Genomic DNA, 15,200 nt, shown 5'->3' with positions numbered 1-15,200 from the left:
AAGCGAAGGCCGATGACCGATCCGTTGATTCTGCTGGTCGAAGACGACGCCGTCATTCGAGAAGCCACTCAATTGAATCTCGAACGCAACGGTTTTCGGGTGATCACCGCGTCCGGGGGGTTGACCGGAATGGAGCTGGCGGTCGACGCCAAGCCGGATATCGCCGTCCTGGACGTGATGCTTCCCGACCTGAACGGAATCAGCCTGTGCCGTCGTATTCGTGAGGAACTCTCGGTGCCGGTCATCATGCTTTCCGCGCGCGACGACCCGATCGACATCGTTCTCGGATTGGAAGCCGGTGCCGACGACTACGTCACCAAACCTTTCGACAGTGGAGTCCTGGTGGCTCGTATCCGAAGTGTGCTCAGGCGGGTCGACACTCATTCCGGTGTGGAGAAGGACATCGTGACTCTCGGTGATCTGGAGATCGATCGCGAGTTGGTGACGGTCACGCGTTCGGGCGCCGAAGTGGCACTGACCCCCACCGAGATGAAACTGCTTCTCGTCATGGTGAGTGTGCCGCGCAAAGTCTGGTCCCGCTCCGAACTGCTCTCGGACGTCTGGGATTACGACTGGGGCGGCGACACCCGCATCGTCGACGTGCACGTTCAGCGATTGCGCACGAAGATCGGCTCCGAACAGATCCGAACCGTCCGGGGATTCGGGTACACGATGGACAACCATCGGTGAGATCGCGGGACCTCGCGGCCAAGCTCCCGTCCACCGGCAGGCGGTTGTCGTTTCAGTGGAAGATCGCTGCAGCTATCACGTTCGTGATCGCCGTCGCGTCGATCACGCTCAGTACCGTGATGCATCAAACCTTTTCACACAACCAGGAGGACGCAGCGCGGGCAGCAGCTGATCGCAATCTCCAACTGGTGCTGCAGGACGAAACCGGCAGCATGCGTGCGCTGTTCCGCGCCACCACCGATGGTCTCGACGTTCCGGAAGAGTTGCGTCAGGCCGTGGCCGGCGGCAAACGTGCCACCTACCTTGTCGACAGCGGTGACCAACCATTTGTCTGGGCTGCAGCCGACGTCAACACCCAGGTGGTTGCGATTCGCGTCCCGTACACCGCGCAGCGGGAATCGATCGCCAGCGTCGATCGAACTCTCCGCAACGCCACCGTCGCGGTGATCGCAGCGGGCGCCGTCCTGGGCGTACTGCTAGGGCTCGCGATGTCGTATCGACTGCGCTCGGCCGCCCGCGCGGCCCGCAAAGTGTCCACCGGGGCGGACATCCGCGTCCGCTCGGTCACTTGGTCACTCTTCGACGACGAGATCACAGAGCTGGCAGACGCGGTCGACGCGATGTCGGATGCGCTGCGGGGACAACTCGACGCCGAGAAGCGCGTGACAGCCAACATCGCACACGATCTCAGGACGCCCATCTCCGGACTGGTCGGCGCCGCCGAGCTTCTGCCGCCAGGTAGGCCTACCGAATTGGTGCGCGACGGCGTCCACAAACTCAGAAGGCTCGCCGAGGATGTCATCGAGGTGGCTCGTCTCGACACCACGTCCGAACAGGCAGACATCCAATCGGTGGAACTCGCACAGGTGGTGCGTCACGCGATCTCCATCACCGAGGTCGAGTGTGAAGTAAGTGTTCACGGCACCCCTGTGTCCTACACAGACGCACGTCGGCTCGAGCGGATCATCGCCAACCTGATCTTGAATGCTCGCAATCACGGAAAGTCGCCGATCGGAGTCGACGTCGACCACTCCCGTATCACGGTGCGAGACCAGGGCAACGGGTTCACCCAGGAATGGCTTCGTCAGGGGCCGAGGAGGTTTCAGACCGATTGCGTCGAACGTGGCTCGAATTCGGGCTTGGGCCTCGGCTTGACGATCGTAGTCGGGCAAGCCGCGGTCATCGGCGCTCGAATCGACTTCTCGAACCATCCGAACGGCGGCGCTGTGGTGACGGTCGACCTCCCGGAGTGCTCGTCAGACGAGTTCGATTGACACCGAGGCAGCTCGGCCGATCGGCCGGGACGCAGCGTCCCGGCCGATCAGTGGTGTCTCGAACTCAAACCTGTCCGACAGTGACTCCGGTGCGGACGTCCGGCGCACCCAGGCGTGCCGCATCAGCCGTCAGGTCGTCGGGTTGCTCCTGCGATTCCCGCTCGGCGGCCACACGCAACCGGTAGTGCTCGATCTCCTCCGCGATGTGCTCGGGAGTCCAACCCAGCACCGGTGCAACCAGTTCGGCTACTTCCGCGGCTGCGGCGTCGCCGCGGTCGTTCACCTCGATGGAGATGCGGGTACGACGGGTGAGGATGTCGTCGAGATGCTGAGCGCCCTCGTGGCTCGCGGCGTAGTGAATCTCCGCCTTGAGGTACTCGGGGGCGGAGTCCAACGGCTGCCCCAGTTCCGGCCTCGCCTCGATGAGTTCGAACAACTCGTCGGCCAAAGTGCCGTACCGACCGAGTAGGTGCTCGATCGTCGAGACGTGGAGCCCGGTGCGCTCAGCTGTGAGGTGCCGATTGTTGTGCGCGGCAAAGTAACCGTCGGCACCCACCAGTTGGATACGCTCGGTGCAGGACTTCGGCACCTTCTGCTCGAGTCCGTGCACCGCGGAATCGACTGCGTCCTTGGCCATCACGCGGTAGGTCGTGTACTTGCCACCGGCAACCACCGTCAAACCTCGCACCGGACTGGACACCGCGTGTTCCCGCGAGAGAGTGCTGGTCGAGTCCGATTCACCGAACAGCAACGGGCGCAGTCCCGCGTACACACCGACGACGTCGTCGTGCGTCAACTCGTCCTGGAGCAGCTTGTTGACATGACCGAGGATGTAGTCGATATCGCTACGGCTCGCTGCCGGATGCGCGAGGTCGAGATTCCAGTCGGTGTCCGTGGTACCGATGATCCAGTGGCTTCCCCACGGGATCACGAAGAGCAGGCTCTTCTCGGTGCGCGTGATGATCCCGGTCGAGGAATTGATCCGGTTGCGCGGGACGACCAGGTGCACACCCTTGGAGGCACGGACCTGGAATTGCCCTCGCCCACCGACCATTTCCTGAATCTCGTCAGTCCACACACCGGCGGCGTTGATGACCTGGCGAGCACGGATCTCGAAGGCACGCCCCGTTTCCAGATCCACTGCCTTCACTCCGACGACGCGGTCCTCCTCGCGGAGAAAGCCGATTACGCGGGTGCTGTTGACGCACAGCGCGCCGTACTCGGCGGCCGTGCGCGCCAGCATCATCGTGTGGCGGGCGTCATCTACCTGACCCTCGTAGAACTTGACCGAACCCCGGATAGCAGAACGCTTTCCGGACGGGAACGATTCGAGTGTCTTCTTCTTGCCCACATGCTTGTGGTGTGAGGGAACCCCGCGGCCGGCGCCCATCACGTCGTAGACGCCGATGCCCAGACCGACGTACGGTCGGTCGATCAACTTCTCGAGCGGGTAGATGAACGGCACCGGCTTCGCGAGATGCGGGCACAGCGAGTTCAGAACCAGCGACCGCTCACGCAGTGCCTCGAAAACGAGCGCAAAATTGAACTGCTCGAGGTAACGAAGTCCACCGTGGAACAACTTGCTCGACCTGCTCGAGGTTCCGGACGCGAAATCGCGAGCCTCCACCAAGCCCACCTTCAGACCGCGAGTTGCGGCGTCGAGTGCGCTACCCGCGCCGACCACGCCACCGCCGATGACCAGGACGTCGAGTTCGGTTTCTTCCAACTTCTTCAGCGACTCCGCCCGCGAAGACGGACTCAATGCTTGTGCTGTGCTCATGAAAACTGTTCCTTCACTTGAAAATAGGTAGAAATGCGGGCGCCGCGATCAGTCTGCGTCGACCCAGTCGAGTGTTCGAGTGACCGCTTTCTGCCAGCCGGCGTACAACCGCTCGCGCTCGGTCGAATCCATCGACGGCGTCCAGCTCTTGTCCTTCGCCCAGTTGCTGCGGATGTCGTCCTCGCTCTCCCAGTACCCCACGGCCAGACCAGCGGCGTACGCAGCACCCAAAGCCGTGGTCTCGGCCACGACAGGGCGGATCACCTCGACGTCGAGCAGATCGGCCTGGAACTGCATGAGGAGTTCGTTCGCTACCATTCCGCCGTCGACCTTGAGTACTTTCAGGTCGACACCCGAGTCGAGGTTCATCGCCTCGATCACCTCACGGCTCTGGTAGGCAGTGGCTTCGAGCACCGCCCGGGCAAGGTGCCCCTTGTTCACGAACCGGGTCAGGCCGACGATCGCCCCGCGTGCATCCGCACGCCAGTGCGGTGCGAACAGACCCGAGAACGCGGGCACGAAGTACGCGCCGCCGTTGTCCTCCACGGAGCGTGCGTTCACCTCGATGTCGGCCGCGTTGTCGATCATGCCGAGGTTGTCCCGAAGCCACTGGACCAGCGAACCGGTCACGGCGATCGATCCTTCCAACGCGTACACCGTTGGCTGTTCGCCGATCTTGTAACAGACGGTCGTCAACAATCCGTTCTTGCTCATCACCTTCTCGGTGCCGGTGTTGAGCAGGACGAAGTTGCCGGTTCCGTAGGTGTTCTTCGCTTCGCCTGGAGAGAGGCAGGCCTGGCCGAAGGTTGCCGCCTGCTGATCGCCGAGGATTCCGGCGATCGGTACGCCGGACAGGGTGCCACGTTCACGAACGAATCCGAAGACCTCGGAGGAGCTGCGGATCTCGGGAAGCATGGACTCCGGAATCCCCATGTCGGCGCAGATCTCCGAATCCCAAGCGAGAGTGTCGAGATCCATCAGCAGAGTACGTGAGGCGTTGGTCGGATCGGTGGCATGCACTCCGCCTTGGACACCGCCGGTCATGTTCCACAACACCCAGGTATCCATCGTGCCGAAGCACAACTCGCCAGCTTCGGCCTTGTCGCGAGCGCCCTCGACGTTGTCGAGAATCCATTTGACCTTGGGACCCGAGAAGTACGTCGCCAACGGCAATCCGGTGACTTCGGTGTACTTCTTCGGCCCGTCCTCGCCGGCGAGTGCAGTACAGATTCGATCGGTGCGTGTGTCCTGCCAGACGATCGCGTTGTAAACGGGCTTCCCCGTAGCGCGCTCCCAGACCACTGCCGTCTCACGCTGATTGGTGATTCCGACGGACGCGATGTCGGCTGCGGTCAGGTCGGCATTCGCCAGCGCGCCGGCCGTGACGTTGCGGACGTTGTCCCAGATCTCGATCGGATCGTGTTCGACCCAACCCGCTTGCGGGAAGATCTGCGAGTGCTCATGCTGTTCGACGGCAACTACGTGCCCACTGTGATCGAAGATCATGCATCGAGTGGAGGTGGTTCCCTGGTCTATCGCGGCTACGAATTGCGCCATCGTGCTACCCCTTTTGGTGTCGAAGAAAGTGCGAGAGATTTACTGTCAGAGATGATGATTCGCCATCACGCCGCGATAGTGGCTTGTTCCTCGGGCGCCTTCTCCACCGAGTCGTCAGGCAGGAATCGTCCTACCAGCTTGTCGTAGAGGAACACCCCGATCGGAGCGCCGATCAGCGGTCCCACGATAGGCACCCAGAAATACAAACTCCCGTACTGATCCCGCCAGGCGCTGCCGTAGCCGGTGAGATACGACGCCAGTCGCGGACCGAAGTCACGGGCCGGATTGATGGCGTAACCCGCGTTGGTCGCCCAGGCGAATCCGATTCCCACCACGATCAGTCCGACGACAAACGGTGCGAGATTCGCGAGCGGCGGAGTGCCGCGAGAATCCGTCACGGCAACGATGAGGAACAGCAGGATCGCCGTGCCGATGATCTGATCGATCAGTGCCGAGCCGAGGCTGACCGGGAGCGTTCCGTTTCCGGGCATCGTCGAGAAGATCGTCTGAGTCGTGGTGTGTCCGGGATCGATGGCATTGAGCATGTCGTTGTAATTCCACCGGACGATCAGGGCCGCGACAAAGGCTCCAGCGGTCTGTGCCAGCGTGTAAGGCAATACCTTGCGCCAGGAGAAGTCACGGAAGATCGCGAAGGCAAAGGTCACTGCGGGGTTCAGATGAGCACCCGTCGCCCGGCCTGCGACATAGATGCCGAACATGACGCCGAGTCCCCAGGCCCACGCGATACTGTCGTGTCCGCCGAGACCCCCACCGCTCCCGCCGGACACAACCTGCGCTACAACTCCGACGCCGAACAAGATCAGGATCATCGTTCCGGCGAACTCGGCTGCCAACTCGCCTGGGAGCCCTAATCGCTTGGCTTTCTCCATCCCCACCCTCACTTCGTTGTGATGCATGTCATAGTTTGGATTGCTGCACCCGTAGCGTAATTCCCTTTGCACATTCACGCATAGCTCGTGCACATATGTGCAAATGCCCCATTTGTGCACCGTAACGCGGGTAACAGACAGACTTCTGGGACTTTGCGTGATCGAGCGCCTCCACCTGGTTCTACTCGGATAAGATTCGGTTCAGCGCTCTTGCACGTACGTGCAGACAGGACGAACCCATGGAAACTCCCACTTCCGACTCCGTTACCTCCGATCCGGCGGACCCGCGCATCTCCGACGCAGTTCAGGCCGCGCGTCTCTACTACTTCCAAGATCAGACGATGGCTGCCATCGGCCGCGACATGGGAGTGTCCCGATCCACCGTCTCCCGATTGATCACCTACGCACGCACCTCAGGTCTCGTCGAGATCAAGATCAGCACCCCGCACGGCCAGGCTCCACGCATCGAACGCGAGTTCTCGGAAAGGTACGGAGTGCGCGCCCACGTGGTGACCGTCCCGGAACTGGTGGGAGATCTCGAGCGACTCGAGAAGGTCGCGACTTTCGCCGGGCGCCTGTTGGCATCGTTCTTCGACAGCGACATGGTGATGGGGATCGCCTGGGGAACCACTCTCAGCGAAGTCAGCAAGCACCTTGCCCCCAAACGCACGTACAACTCGTACGTCGTGCAACTCAACGGCGCCGCGAATACTCGTACCACGGGAATCTCCTATGCCAGCGACATCATCAGAACGATCGCCGACGCCTACGGTGCTCTGCCACAAGGATTTCCGGTGCCCGCCTTCTTCGACTACCCGGAAACCCGAGAGCAGCTGTGGCGCGAACGCAGCATCAAACGCGTACTGGACATGCAGAAGCGAATGGATCTGGCAGTCTTCAGTATCGGCGTCCCGGGCGGCAATGTGCCGAGTCACGTCTACACCGCCGGCTACCTCGAACCCGATGAAGCAGAGGCACTTCGACGCGACGGAGTGGTCGGGGACATCGCAACCGTGTTCTTCCGGTCGGACGGGAGCTACCGCGGAATCGAACTCAACGAGCGCGCGAGCGGCCCGCGACTGGACCTTTTCGAGAAGGTCGCCAGGCGCGTGTGCATCGTCGCCGGAACAGCAAAACTGCCCGCGTTGGAGGGAGCCCTACGGGGTGGGTTGATCACCGACCTGATCATCGACGACGTCAGTGCCACCGCGCTGGTGTCCTGACCGCTGCACCAACTTCTCGACTCCGTCGAGCAGCAGGCCGAGCGAGAAACCGAAATCGAAAGCGTCGTCGCCGGCGGCCTCGCCCTCCGGACTGCCGTCCTCGAAGCCGCCCTCGTCAATTGCAGCACTGAGGTAGGGAAAGTCCTCGCGATTGATCACTCGTGCGATGAGGGCGCCGTAAGCCACGTCGTCGTCTGCCGACTGTGCCGATCGCGACGCAAGGTCGGCCGAGAATCGAGCACGACCGATCACGAACAACGACACGTTGGTCACCACTTGGAACTTCGACGCGGCGCTCAGCGCGACACCGTCAAGCGCGCTCAGACCCGCGTCGAGCCACGCCATGTTGTTGGGTCCGGTCGGCGGAGCGGTAATGGGTAGCTTGAGCCACCACGGCCGACTCAGCATCGTGGCGTATTCGTGATTCGCCCACGCTTCGAGCTTGACGCGCCATGACACTCCGTCGGGAATTACCGGCGGTGGACCGATCACCCGATCCGAAATCAGTTCGATCAGTTCGTCTTTGCTCGCCACGTAGCGGTAGAGCGACATCGTCGTGAACCCGAGCGCTTTGGCCACGCGGCCCATCGACAGAGCCGTCACACCTTCCGCGTCGGCCAACTCGATCGCGGTGTCGAGAATGTGCTCGAGACTGAGCCCCTTCTTGGGACCCCGCGTTCCCGGCTGGTCCAGTCCCCAGGCCAGCTCGACTGCTCTCGGTAGCGCTCCGCGATCCATAAGCTCCCACTCTTCACTCTTGCCATCATCCTAGAACTGTGTACGCTATAAACACACGTTTATGCCATACACAGTTCTTCATTGGAGGTCTCGATGTCAGGAACGATCCCCGCAATCTCGGTCCGCGGACTCCGTAAGCGATACGGCGATCAACAGGTACTGGACGGACTCGATCTGTCCGTCCCGGCCGGATCGGTATACGCCCTCCTCGGCGCGAACGGCGCCGGAAAGACCACGGCCGTAAGAATTCTCACGACCCTCATCCCCTTCGATGCCGGCGAGGTCACGGTCGCGGGGCATTCGCTCCCTGACGATCCACAGAACGTCCGCCGACGCATCAGCGTCACCGGGCAATACGCGGCCGTCGACACACTGTTGACCGGCTCCGAGAACCTGACTCTCCTGGGCGAGCTGAATCACCTGGGCCGGAGGAGGTCTCGACGACGTGCCGACGAACTTCTCGACCAGTTCCACCTGACGGACTTCGGTGACAAGCGAGCGGGCGACTATTCGGGCGGCATGCTCAGACGACTCGACATCGCGATGAGCCTCGTCGCGAAACCGGACATCGTCTTTCTCGACGAACCCACCACCGGCTTGGACCCGCGAAGCCGCCACGAAATGTGGTCGATAGTTCGTGACCTCACGGCGTCGGGTGTCACGATCTTCCTCACCACCCAATACCTCGACGAGGCGGACGAACTGGCCGACACCGTAGGCGTTCTCAGCGATGGGCGTCTGGTCGCCGAGGGAACACCGGAAGAGCTCAAACGTCTCGTTCCCGGTGGCCACGTCGCGCTGCAATTCGAGAATCTGACCCAACTCGACCTCGCCGCGGCATCACTACCGCAGGCACATGCGAATGCCGAGACCTTGACCTTGCACATACCCTCCGACGGCGCGGTTCCGTCGATCAAAGCCATCCTCGACTCGATCGACGATCCGTCGATCACCGTCGCGAAGTTCTCTGTTCACACCCCAGACCTGGACGACGTGTTCTTCGCGCTCACCGGATCAGGCCAACCCGAGATTGCGAGCGTTCGATGACCTCCACCATTGCAGTCGATTCCGCGGTGATGCTTCGCCGGAATCTCAAACACGTTCTGCGCAGTCCAGATTCGATGATCACCGCGATAGCCCTTCCGGTCATGCTCATGCTGCTGTTCGTCTACGTATTCGGCGGCGCCATCAACACCGGTAGCGAGTACATCGACTACGTCGTGCCCGGAATCATCCTTCTGTGCGCCGGTTTCGGTGCCTCGACCACCGCGGTCAGCGTCTCGAGCGACATGAAGGACGGGATCATCGACCGTTTCCGGACCCTGGCGATCTCTCCGTCGTCGGTCCTGACAGGTCATGTACTGGCCAGCGTCGTCCGCAACGTACTGACTACGGCGATCGTGGTCGTCGTTGCGCTGATCATGGGATTTCGCCCGACAAGCGATCCGCTGCGCTGGCTCGGCGTCACCGCTGTGATCGTCGCCTTCGTCTTTGCCATGTCATACCTCTCGACGGCTTTGGGACTCTTGGCCCAGAACCCGGAGGCTGCAAGCGGATTCACCTTCGCCATCATGTTCCTGCCCTACGTCAGCACTGCCTTCGTGCCGGCCGAGACCATGCCGTCCTGGCTGCAGGGGTTTGCCCGGCACCAACCCGTGACCCCGATCATCGAGACAGTGCGCGGACTCCTGATGGGCACGCCGATCGGAAACAGTGCCGTCACCGCGCTCGCGTGGTGCCTGGGCATCGCCGCCGTGGGATTCGTGTGGTCGAACTGGCTTTACCGACGAAAGACCGCTAGCTGACCACACAAGAAAGCCCCACACCTGACGGTGCGGGGCTCTTTTGCTGTGCGCCTTTATTAACCGCGGGGGGTTAATAAAGGCGCACAGTGAATTACTTGGCGTCCAGCAGATCGATCACGAAGACCAAGGTCTTGCCGGAAAGCTGGTGCCCTGCACCGGCGGGGCCGTAAGCCAGCTCCGGCGGAATGGTGAGCTGGCGACGTCCGCCGACCTTCATGCCGGGAATGCCGTCCTGCCAACCCTTGATCAGGCCACGAAGCGGGAACTGAATGGACTCGCCGCGGCTCCAGGAAGAGTCGAACTCTTCACCGGACTCGAACTCGACACCGACGTAGTGAACGTCGACGGTGCCACCGGGAACGGCTTCGGCGCCTTCTCCGACGACCAGGTCCTTGATGACCAGATCGGTCGGCGCGGGGCCTTCCTGGAACTCGATTACGGGCTTGCTACTCATGGGTCCTCCTCGTTGAGGCGAAAATTGTGGGCAGGGGCTAGCGGGTGGTGATATCCCGATAGTCACGCTCGGTGTAGCCGGTGTAGATCTGGCGCGGGCGGCCGATCTTCGTAGCCGGATCCTCGTGCATTTCACGCCAGTGCGCAATCCAGCCTGGCAGACGGCCCATGGCGAACAGCACGGTGAACATGCGCGGCGGGAAGCCCATCGCGCGGTAGATGAGGCCGGTGTAGAAGTCGACGTTCGGGTAGAGCTTGCGCTCGATGAAGTAGTCGTCCGTGAGGGCGGCCTCTTCGAGTTGCATTGCGATGTTGAGCAGTTCGTCGTCGCCGCCGAGCTTGGCGAGGATGGTGTGCGCGGTTTCGCGGACCAGCGCAGCGCGCGGATCGTAGTTGCGGTAGACGCGGTGCCCGAAGCCCATGAGCTTCACGCCGTCTTCCTTGTTCTTGACCTTGCGGACGAACTCGGCCGCGGTGCTGCCGCTGGCCTTGATCTCGTCGAGCATCTCGAGCACTGCCTGGTTCGCGCCGCCGTGCAGCGGGCCCCACAGTGCGTTGATGCCAGCAGAGACGGAGGTGAACAGGTTGGCGTCCGACGAGCCGACCATACGCACGGTCGACGTGGAGCAGTTCTGCTCGTGGTCGGCGTGCAGGATCAGCAGCATGTCGAGCGCCTTGGCGACCTCGGGATCACCCTGGTAAGGCTCGGCCGGGAAGCCGAACGTCATACGCATGAAGTTCTCGACCAGGTTCAAGGAGTTGTCCGGGTACAGGAACGGCTGACCCACGGACTTCTTGTACGCGTACGCCGCGATGGTCGGCAGCTTCGCGAGAAGACGGATGGTGGACAGCTCCACCTGCTCCGGGTCCTCGGGATCGAGCGAATCCTGGTAGTACGCCGACAGTGCGTTCACTGCGGACGAGAGAACCGGCATCGGGTGAGCGTTGCGCGGGAACCCGTCGAAGAACCGCTTGAGGTCCTCGTGGAGCAGGGTGTGTCGACGGATGCGGTCCGTGAAGGACTCGAGCTGGGCGTCGGTCGGCAGTTCGCCGTAGATCAGCAGGTAGCTGACCTCGATGAACGTCGACTTACCTGCCAACTGCTCGATGGGGTATCCGCGGTAACGCAGGATTCCCTTCTCACCGTCGATGTAAGTGATTGCAGAACTGGTGGATGCAGTGTTCACAAAACCGGGGTCAAGGGTGGTGTACCCCGTTGTGGCCAGCAGCTTTCCCAGCTCGATGCCGTCATTGCCCTCTGTTGCCCTGGCAATGGACATCGTGTACTCACCACCGGGGTAAGTAAGCGTGGGCTTTGTGTCATTGTCAGCGGGCACGAAGGATCCCTCTCAAGCTCGAACCAACGAGTAACTACATGCGATCAACTAGAAACTAGTCGCACGGGAGAGATCGTGCCGAAGGAGGGTCGCCCCACGGCTATTTTTCGGGCACTCACGAACCCGACATACCCACCTAAACTGAAACACGTTTCAGCTCGAGTTTTCTCGCTTGTGTGACTAGAAGATTCAGTCTACGGAATCGCCGATCGACCGCGCTGATCTGCAGGCTTCGGCCAAGATCCGCAACAACGGCGAATGCCCGCCCTTTCGCCGACTCCTGCGTCAGTGACACACGATACGAAAAACAGGTGGGTATCGACCGATACCTACTGGGCGTTACACGATCTCACACTATGAGAGCCGGATCACAATGCTTTGATACCCCAGCTACCCGTCCACGTCTGCCCCGGATGGAGCACCAGGAGATCGATGCCCGAATTGAAGGCGTCAGGCGGGCAGGTCATCGGCTCCAAAGCCAATGCGCGGCCGCGGTCGGGATACCCCTTGTCGTTGGCGGGATCTGCGATGAAAGCCTGAATCCATGGGAACTCGCGGTTGGTCCACAGGGCAGTGCCCGTTCCATCCGGCGCGAGCAATTCGTGCTGCGTGCGACCACTGCCGTCGACGACGTCCAACGCGCTGTACGGAGTGTCCAACTGAACCCCGGCAAGCAGTCTCGGTGTCCGGAAGTCGTAGTCCGTACCGGCGACTGCCTGCGAATAGGCGTTCGGCAGCATCCTCGCCGGATCGATCGGCAACCGCGTGCCCGCTGCCAGATGCAGAGCACATTCGTCGAGCGGAAAGTCGCCGGCGCGAATGAAGGTGTGCATTCCGAGCCCGAACGGCGACGAGGTCGCCCCCTTGTTGGTGGCCGTGTGAGTGACGGTCAATCCGTCGGCACCGACCTCATAGGCGATCGTCAGCTGCAACGGATAGGGCCAACCCTTGTGAAGTCCCACGTCCACCGACAGTTCGACGCGCTCGTACGTGTGGTCCACGAGGCTCCAATTGCGACGCCGGACGAACCCGTGGCTCGCGTTCCCCAGCGCAGGTTCGGTGATCTCGAGTTGATGCTCGATCCCGTCGAACATGAAGTGCCCGTCGCGAATTCGGTTGGGCCACGGCGCGAGAACCAATCCGGCCGACAGTGGTGGCTTCGATCCGAGTGCCCAGGTCTCGGTCAGCGCACGCCGACCGTGGGGACCCTCGTGATCGAGAAGCCGCAACCCGGCACCGGCCGCGGCGATCTCGGCGCGATAGCCGCCACCCCGGATCTCGAACCCTCCCCTACCCGTGCTGTGCGGCGCAGTCATACGTACCAGTTTCCACCACGAGCGACCGGTTAACCAGGACGTCAGACGGCGCGTCCCACCTTGTAGCGAACGAACGCCGGAAACGCGAGGGCAGAAAGGACAACACCGACGATCACCAGGAAGCCGCCGCCCGCTGCCGCGACACCGGTCCCGAACAAGAAGGCCGCACCCCCGTGCAGTACGTCACCGATACGCGGACCACCTGCCACGACCACGATGAACACGCCCTGCAGTCGTCCGCGCATGTCGTCGGTTGCCACTTGCTGAAGCATCGTGCTGCGGAATGCGGCCGAGACCATGTCGACCGCGCCGCCGAATGCCAGGAACGCCACAGCGATCCACAGCAGAATCACACTGGAACCAGGGCTCGCGAAGTACACGGCAACGCCGAAGCCGACCATCGACAGCCCCCACAGCGCGATGCAGACCAGCACGGCCCGCCCCTGGTACTGAACCCGCGGCAACCAGCCCGAGAAGACTCCGCCCAGAACGGCTCCCACCGACATCGCCGCGAACAGCAGTCCGAGCGCAAAACCACCGCTGGCGGGGTCGCCGAAGGATTCGTGTGCGATCTCCGGGAACAGTGCTCGCGACATCCCGAACACCATCGCGATGATGTCCACCACGAACGACGCGAGCAGAACCTTCTGTGTCGCGAGATACGTGAAACCGCCCAGGACCTCGCTCAATCCTGCCCGTCGAGACGTGCCGGTCGGCGGAATCGCCGGGAGCTTCCATACCGCCCACAGTGTGGCGAGAAGAAAGATCGAGTCGAGCAGGTACAGCAGTTGCAGACCGGCCGACGGTATGAGGACACCAGCCAGTAGCGGGCCGGCTATCGCACCGAACTGCACGACAGTCATGTTCAGCGAGTTCGCGGCAGGCAACTGCCTGCCCGGAATCAACCGAGGGATGATCGCCGCTCGCGTCGGCTGGTTCACCGCGAAGAACGCCTGTTGAACCGAGAACAGGCCGAGCACCAACCACACGTTGTTCACGTTCAAGGCGGCCTGGATCCAGAACAGCACCGACGTGACACCGAGTCCGATCGAGGTGATCATCAACAGCCGTCGTCGATCCATGACGTCGGCCAGTGCGCCGCCCCACAGACCGAAAACGACCAGCGGGACCAGACCGAAGATTCCCGTCAGACCGACGTAGGCCGAGCTTCGGGTGATCTCGTACACCTGTTGCGGTACGGCGACCACGCTGAGTTGAGCGCCGATAACGGTGACGATGCCGGCCGTCCACAGCCGTCGATAGTCGCGATTCTCGAGCGGAGTCGTGTCCGCGAGAAGCCGGCTCACGGCTGGAGACGGACGGCGGACCACTGTCCGTCGACCAGGCTCGTGCGAACTCGATTGTGCATGCGGTTCGCGCGTCCTTGCCAGAACTCGACGGACTCGGGCCGGATCAGGATCCCGCCCCAGTTCGGTGGCACCGGAATCTCGCCGTCCACGCCGAATCGGGCAGCGACCTCACGCAGTTGCTCGTCGAGATCGGCACGCGAGTCGATCGGACGAGACTGCGACGACGCCCATGCGCCGAGCTGCGAACCTCGAGGCCTGGTTCGCCAATACTCTTGCGTCAGTTGAGCACTCACCCGCTCGGTGGTGCCGCGGACGATCACCTGCCTGGCAAGGGTCAGCCACGTGAAGTTGGCCGACGCGTACGGGTGGGCGGCGAGGTGACGAGCCTTGTCGGATCCGTAGTTGGTGAAGAAGAGGACGCCGTCCTCGCTGAGTCCTTTGCAGAGCACGGTCCGCGACGCCGGACGGCCACCCTCGTCCACCGTCGACAGAGTCATGGCGTTGGGCTCCGGAGCGTCCGCTTCGACGGCGTCCACGAGCCATTGACGCATGAGGGGCAGCCAACCGGTCTCGACGACCGAAGTATCCAATTCCGCACTCATGCGGTCCTCGACGGACTCCGATTCGCTACCTGCTTGCGGATAGCCCACACGCATGGCCGCGAGTTCGTTGTCCACCGCCTGCGGGTCCTGACGTTCATTCGACACAGCCGAGAACGCTACTCCCGGGTACTCACTGGCCAACGGCTACGCGGCACGCGCTAAAGTTTGCCGTGGCTAGACCCGACCCGGACCGCGAGCCGCACCAGCGACAGCACCGAATCGGGA

General features: G+C 62.3%; 14 protein-coding genes. 5 read left to right on the top strand and 9 right to left on the bottom strand.

Translation table 11 applies throughout. The features are described 5' to 3' along the window. Positions 1-12: 12 nt before the first annotated feature. Entirely contained in the window at positions 13-690 is a 678-nt protein-coding gene (locus G8767_RS03615; RefSeq protein WP_095971270.1) for a response regulator transcription factor, read from the top strand. Then, positions 687-1,964 (top strand): HAMP domain-containing sensor histidine kinase, encoded by a 1,278-nt coding sequence (locus G8767_RS03610; protein ID WP_166809347.1) that lies wholly within the window; start codon positions 687-689, stop codon positions 1,962-1,964. The genes G8767_RS03615 and G8767_RS03610 overlap by 4 nt, the downstream gene beginning before the upstream one ends. A 64-nt stretch (positions 1,965-2,028) precedes the next feature. Here the strand turns inward: G8767_RS03610 and G8767_RS03605 are convergent, their stop codons facing one another. The 3 genes from G8767_RS03605 to G8767_RS03595 form a co-directional block, all read right to left on the bottom strand. After that, entirely contained in the window at positions 2,029-3,744 is a 1,716-nt protein-coding gene (locus tag G8767_RS03605) for a glycerol-3-phosphate dehydrogenase/oxidase (RefSeq protein ID WP_124567565.1), read from the bottom strand. A 48-nt stretch (positions 3,745-3,792) separates the two neighbouring features. Beyond that, complete coding sequence (gene glpK, locus G8767_RS03600) at positions 3,793-5,301, bottom strand: glycerol kinase GlpK (protein ID WP_124567566.1); 1,509 nt, start codon at positions 5,299-5,301, stop codon at positions 3,793-3,795. Between the two features lie 65 nt (positions 5,302-5,366). After that, positions 5,367-6,191 (bottom strand): MIP/aquaporin family protein, encoded by an 825-nt coding sequence (locus G8767_RS03595; RefSeq protein ID WP_166809490.1) that lies wholly within the window; start codon positions 6,189-6,191, stop codon positions 5,367-5,369. A 239-nt stretch (positions 6,192-6,430) separates the two neighbouring features. On the opposite strand from G8767_RS03595, the gene G8767_RS03590 reads away from it, so the two are divergent. After that, the gene (locus G8767_RS03590) at positions 6,431-7,414 is read left to right on the top strand and encodes a sugar-binding domain-containing protein (RefSeq protein WP_095971275.1); all 984 of its coding nucleotides are present in this window, start codon (positions 6,431-6,433) and stop codon (positions 7,412-7,414) included. Here G8767_RS03590 and G8767_RS03585 read toward each other — a convergent pair. Then, the gene (locus G8767_RS03585) at positions 7,349-8,152 is read right to left on the bottom strand and encodes a TetR/AcrR family transcriptional regulator (RefSeq protein ID WP_124567567.1); all 804 of its coding nucleotides are present in this window, start codon (positions 8,150-8,152) and stop codon (positions 7,349-7,351) included. The genes G8767_RS03590 and G8767_RS03585 overlap by 66 nt on opposite strands. 93 nt (positions 8,153-8,245) lie before the next feature. Here G8767_RS03585 and G8767_RS03580 point away from each other — a divergent pair, with 93 nt between their 5' ends. Together G8767_RS03580 and G8767_RS03575 are read left to right on the top strand one after the other, a co-directional pair. Continuing rightward, positions 8,246-9,199 carry an ATP-binding cassette domain-containing protein gene (locus G8767_RS03580; RefSeq protein WP_166809346.1) on the top strand — a complete coding sequence of 318 codons (954 nt, stop codon included), beginning with the start codon at positions 8,246-8,248 and terminating at the stop codon, positions 9,197-9,199. Next, complete coding sequence (locus G8767_RS03575) at positions 9,196-9,957, top strand: ABC transporter permease (protein WP_095971278.1); 762 nt, start codon at positions 9,196-9,198, stop codon at positions 9,955-9,957. Before G8767_RS03580 ends, G8767_RS03575 begins: the two co-directional genes overlap by 4 nt. A gap of 91 nt (positions 9,958-10,048) precedes the next feature. Here G8767_RS03575 and G8767_RS03570 read toward each other — a convergent pair whose 3' ends face one another. From G8767_RS03570 to pdxH, 5 genes are all read right to left on the bottom strand, one after another. Beyond that, positions 10,049-10,411: an FKBP-type peptidyl-prolyl cis-trans isomerase gene (locus G8767_RS03570; RefSeq protein WP_003940440.1), complete on the bottom strand. Its 363-nt coding sequence runs from the start codon at positions 10,409-10,411 to the stop codon at positions 10,049-10,051. 37 nt (positions 10,412-10,448) lie between these two features. Further along, positions 10,449-11,747, bottom strand: a complete 1,299-nt coding sequence (locus G8767_RS03565; RefSeq protein WP_020908786.1) for a citrate synthase — start codon at positions 11,745-11,747, stop codon at positions 10,449-10,451. Positions 11,748-12,115: 368 nt separating this feature from the next. Beyond that, a complete protein-coding gene (locus tag G8767_RS03560) occupies positions 12,116-13,063 on the bottom strand; it encodes an aldose 1-epimerase family protein (protein WP_124567568.1) in 948 nt (315 codons plus the stop codon). A gap of 41 nt (positions 13,064-13,104) precedes the next feature. Continuing rightward, the gene (locus G8767_RS03555; protein WP_095971281.1) at positions 13,105-14,370 is read right to left on the bottom strand and encodes an MFS transporter; all 1,266 of its coding nucleotides are present in this window, start codon (positions 14,368-14,370) and stop codon (positions 13,105-13,107) included. Then, entirely contained in the window at positions 14,367-15,080 is a 714-nt protein-coding gene (gene pdxH / locus G8767_RS03550; protein ID WP_095971282.1) for a pyridoxamine 5'-phosphate oxidase, read from the bottom strand. Before pdxH ends, G8767_RS03555 begins: the two co-directional genes overlap by 4 nt. Between the last annotated feature and the right edge of the window lie 120 nt (positions 15,081-15,200).

Source organism: Rhodococcus sp. IC4_135 (genome assembly GCF_011602025.1).
Classification (GTDB): domain Bacteria; phylum Actinomycetota; class Actinomycetes; order Mycobacteriales; family Mycobacteriaceae; genus Rhodococcus_F; species Rhodococcus_F baikonurensis.
Note: the sequence above shows the minus strand (reverse complement) of the source record. Positions and strands in the feature narration are given on the sequence as shown.

Bases quoted from the DNA above. Each gene is read 5' to 3' on its own strand.
- G8767_RS03615 (WP_095971270.1), top strand. From the start codon at position 13: ATGACCGATCCGTTGATTCTGCTGGTCGAAGACGACGCCGTCATTCGA.
- G8767_RS03605 (WP_124567565.1), bottom strand. From the start codon at position 3,744: ATGAGCACAGCACAAGCATTGAGTCCGTCTTCGCGGGCGGAGTCGCTG.
- glpK (WP_124567566.1), bottom strand. From the start codon at position 5,301: ATGGCGCAATTCGTAGCCGCGATAGACCAGGGAACCACCTCCACTCGA.
- G8767_RS03595 (WP_166809490.1), bottom strand. From the start codon at position 6,191: ATGGAGAAAGCCAAGCGATTAGGGCTCCCAGGCGAGTTGGCAGCCGAG.
- G8767_RS03590 (WP_095971275.1), top strand. From the start codon at position 6,431: ATGGAAACTCCCACTTCCGACTCCGTTACCTCCGATCCGGCGGACCCG.
- G8767_RS03585 (WP_124567567.1), bottom strand. From the start codon at position 8,152: ATGGATCGCGGAGCGCTACCGAGAGCAGTCGAGCTGGCCTGGGGACTG.
- G8767_RS03580 (WP_166809346.1), top strand. From the start codon at position 8,246: ATGTCAGGAACGATCCCCGCAATCTCGGTCCGCGGACTCCGTAAGCGA.
- G8767_RS03575 (WP_095971278.1), top strand. From the start codon at position 9,196: ATGACCTCCACCATTGCAGTCGATTCCGCGGTGATGCTTCGCCGGAAT.
- G8767_RS03570 (WP_003940440.1), bottom strand. From the start codon at position 10,411: ATGAGTAGCAAGCCCGTAATCGAGTTCCAGGAAGGCCCCGCGCCGACC.
- G8767_RS03560 (WP_124567568.1), bottom strand. From the start codon at position 13,063: ATGACTGCGCCGCACAGCACGGGTAGGGGAGGGTTCGAGATCCGGGGT.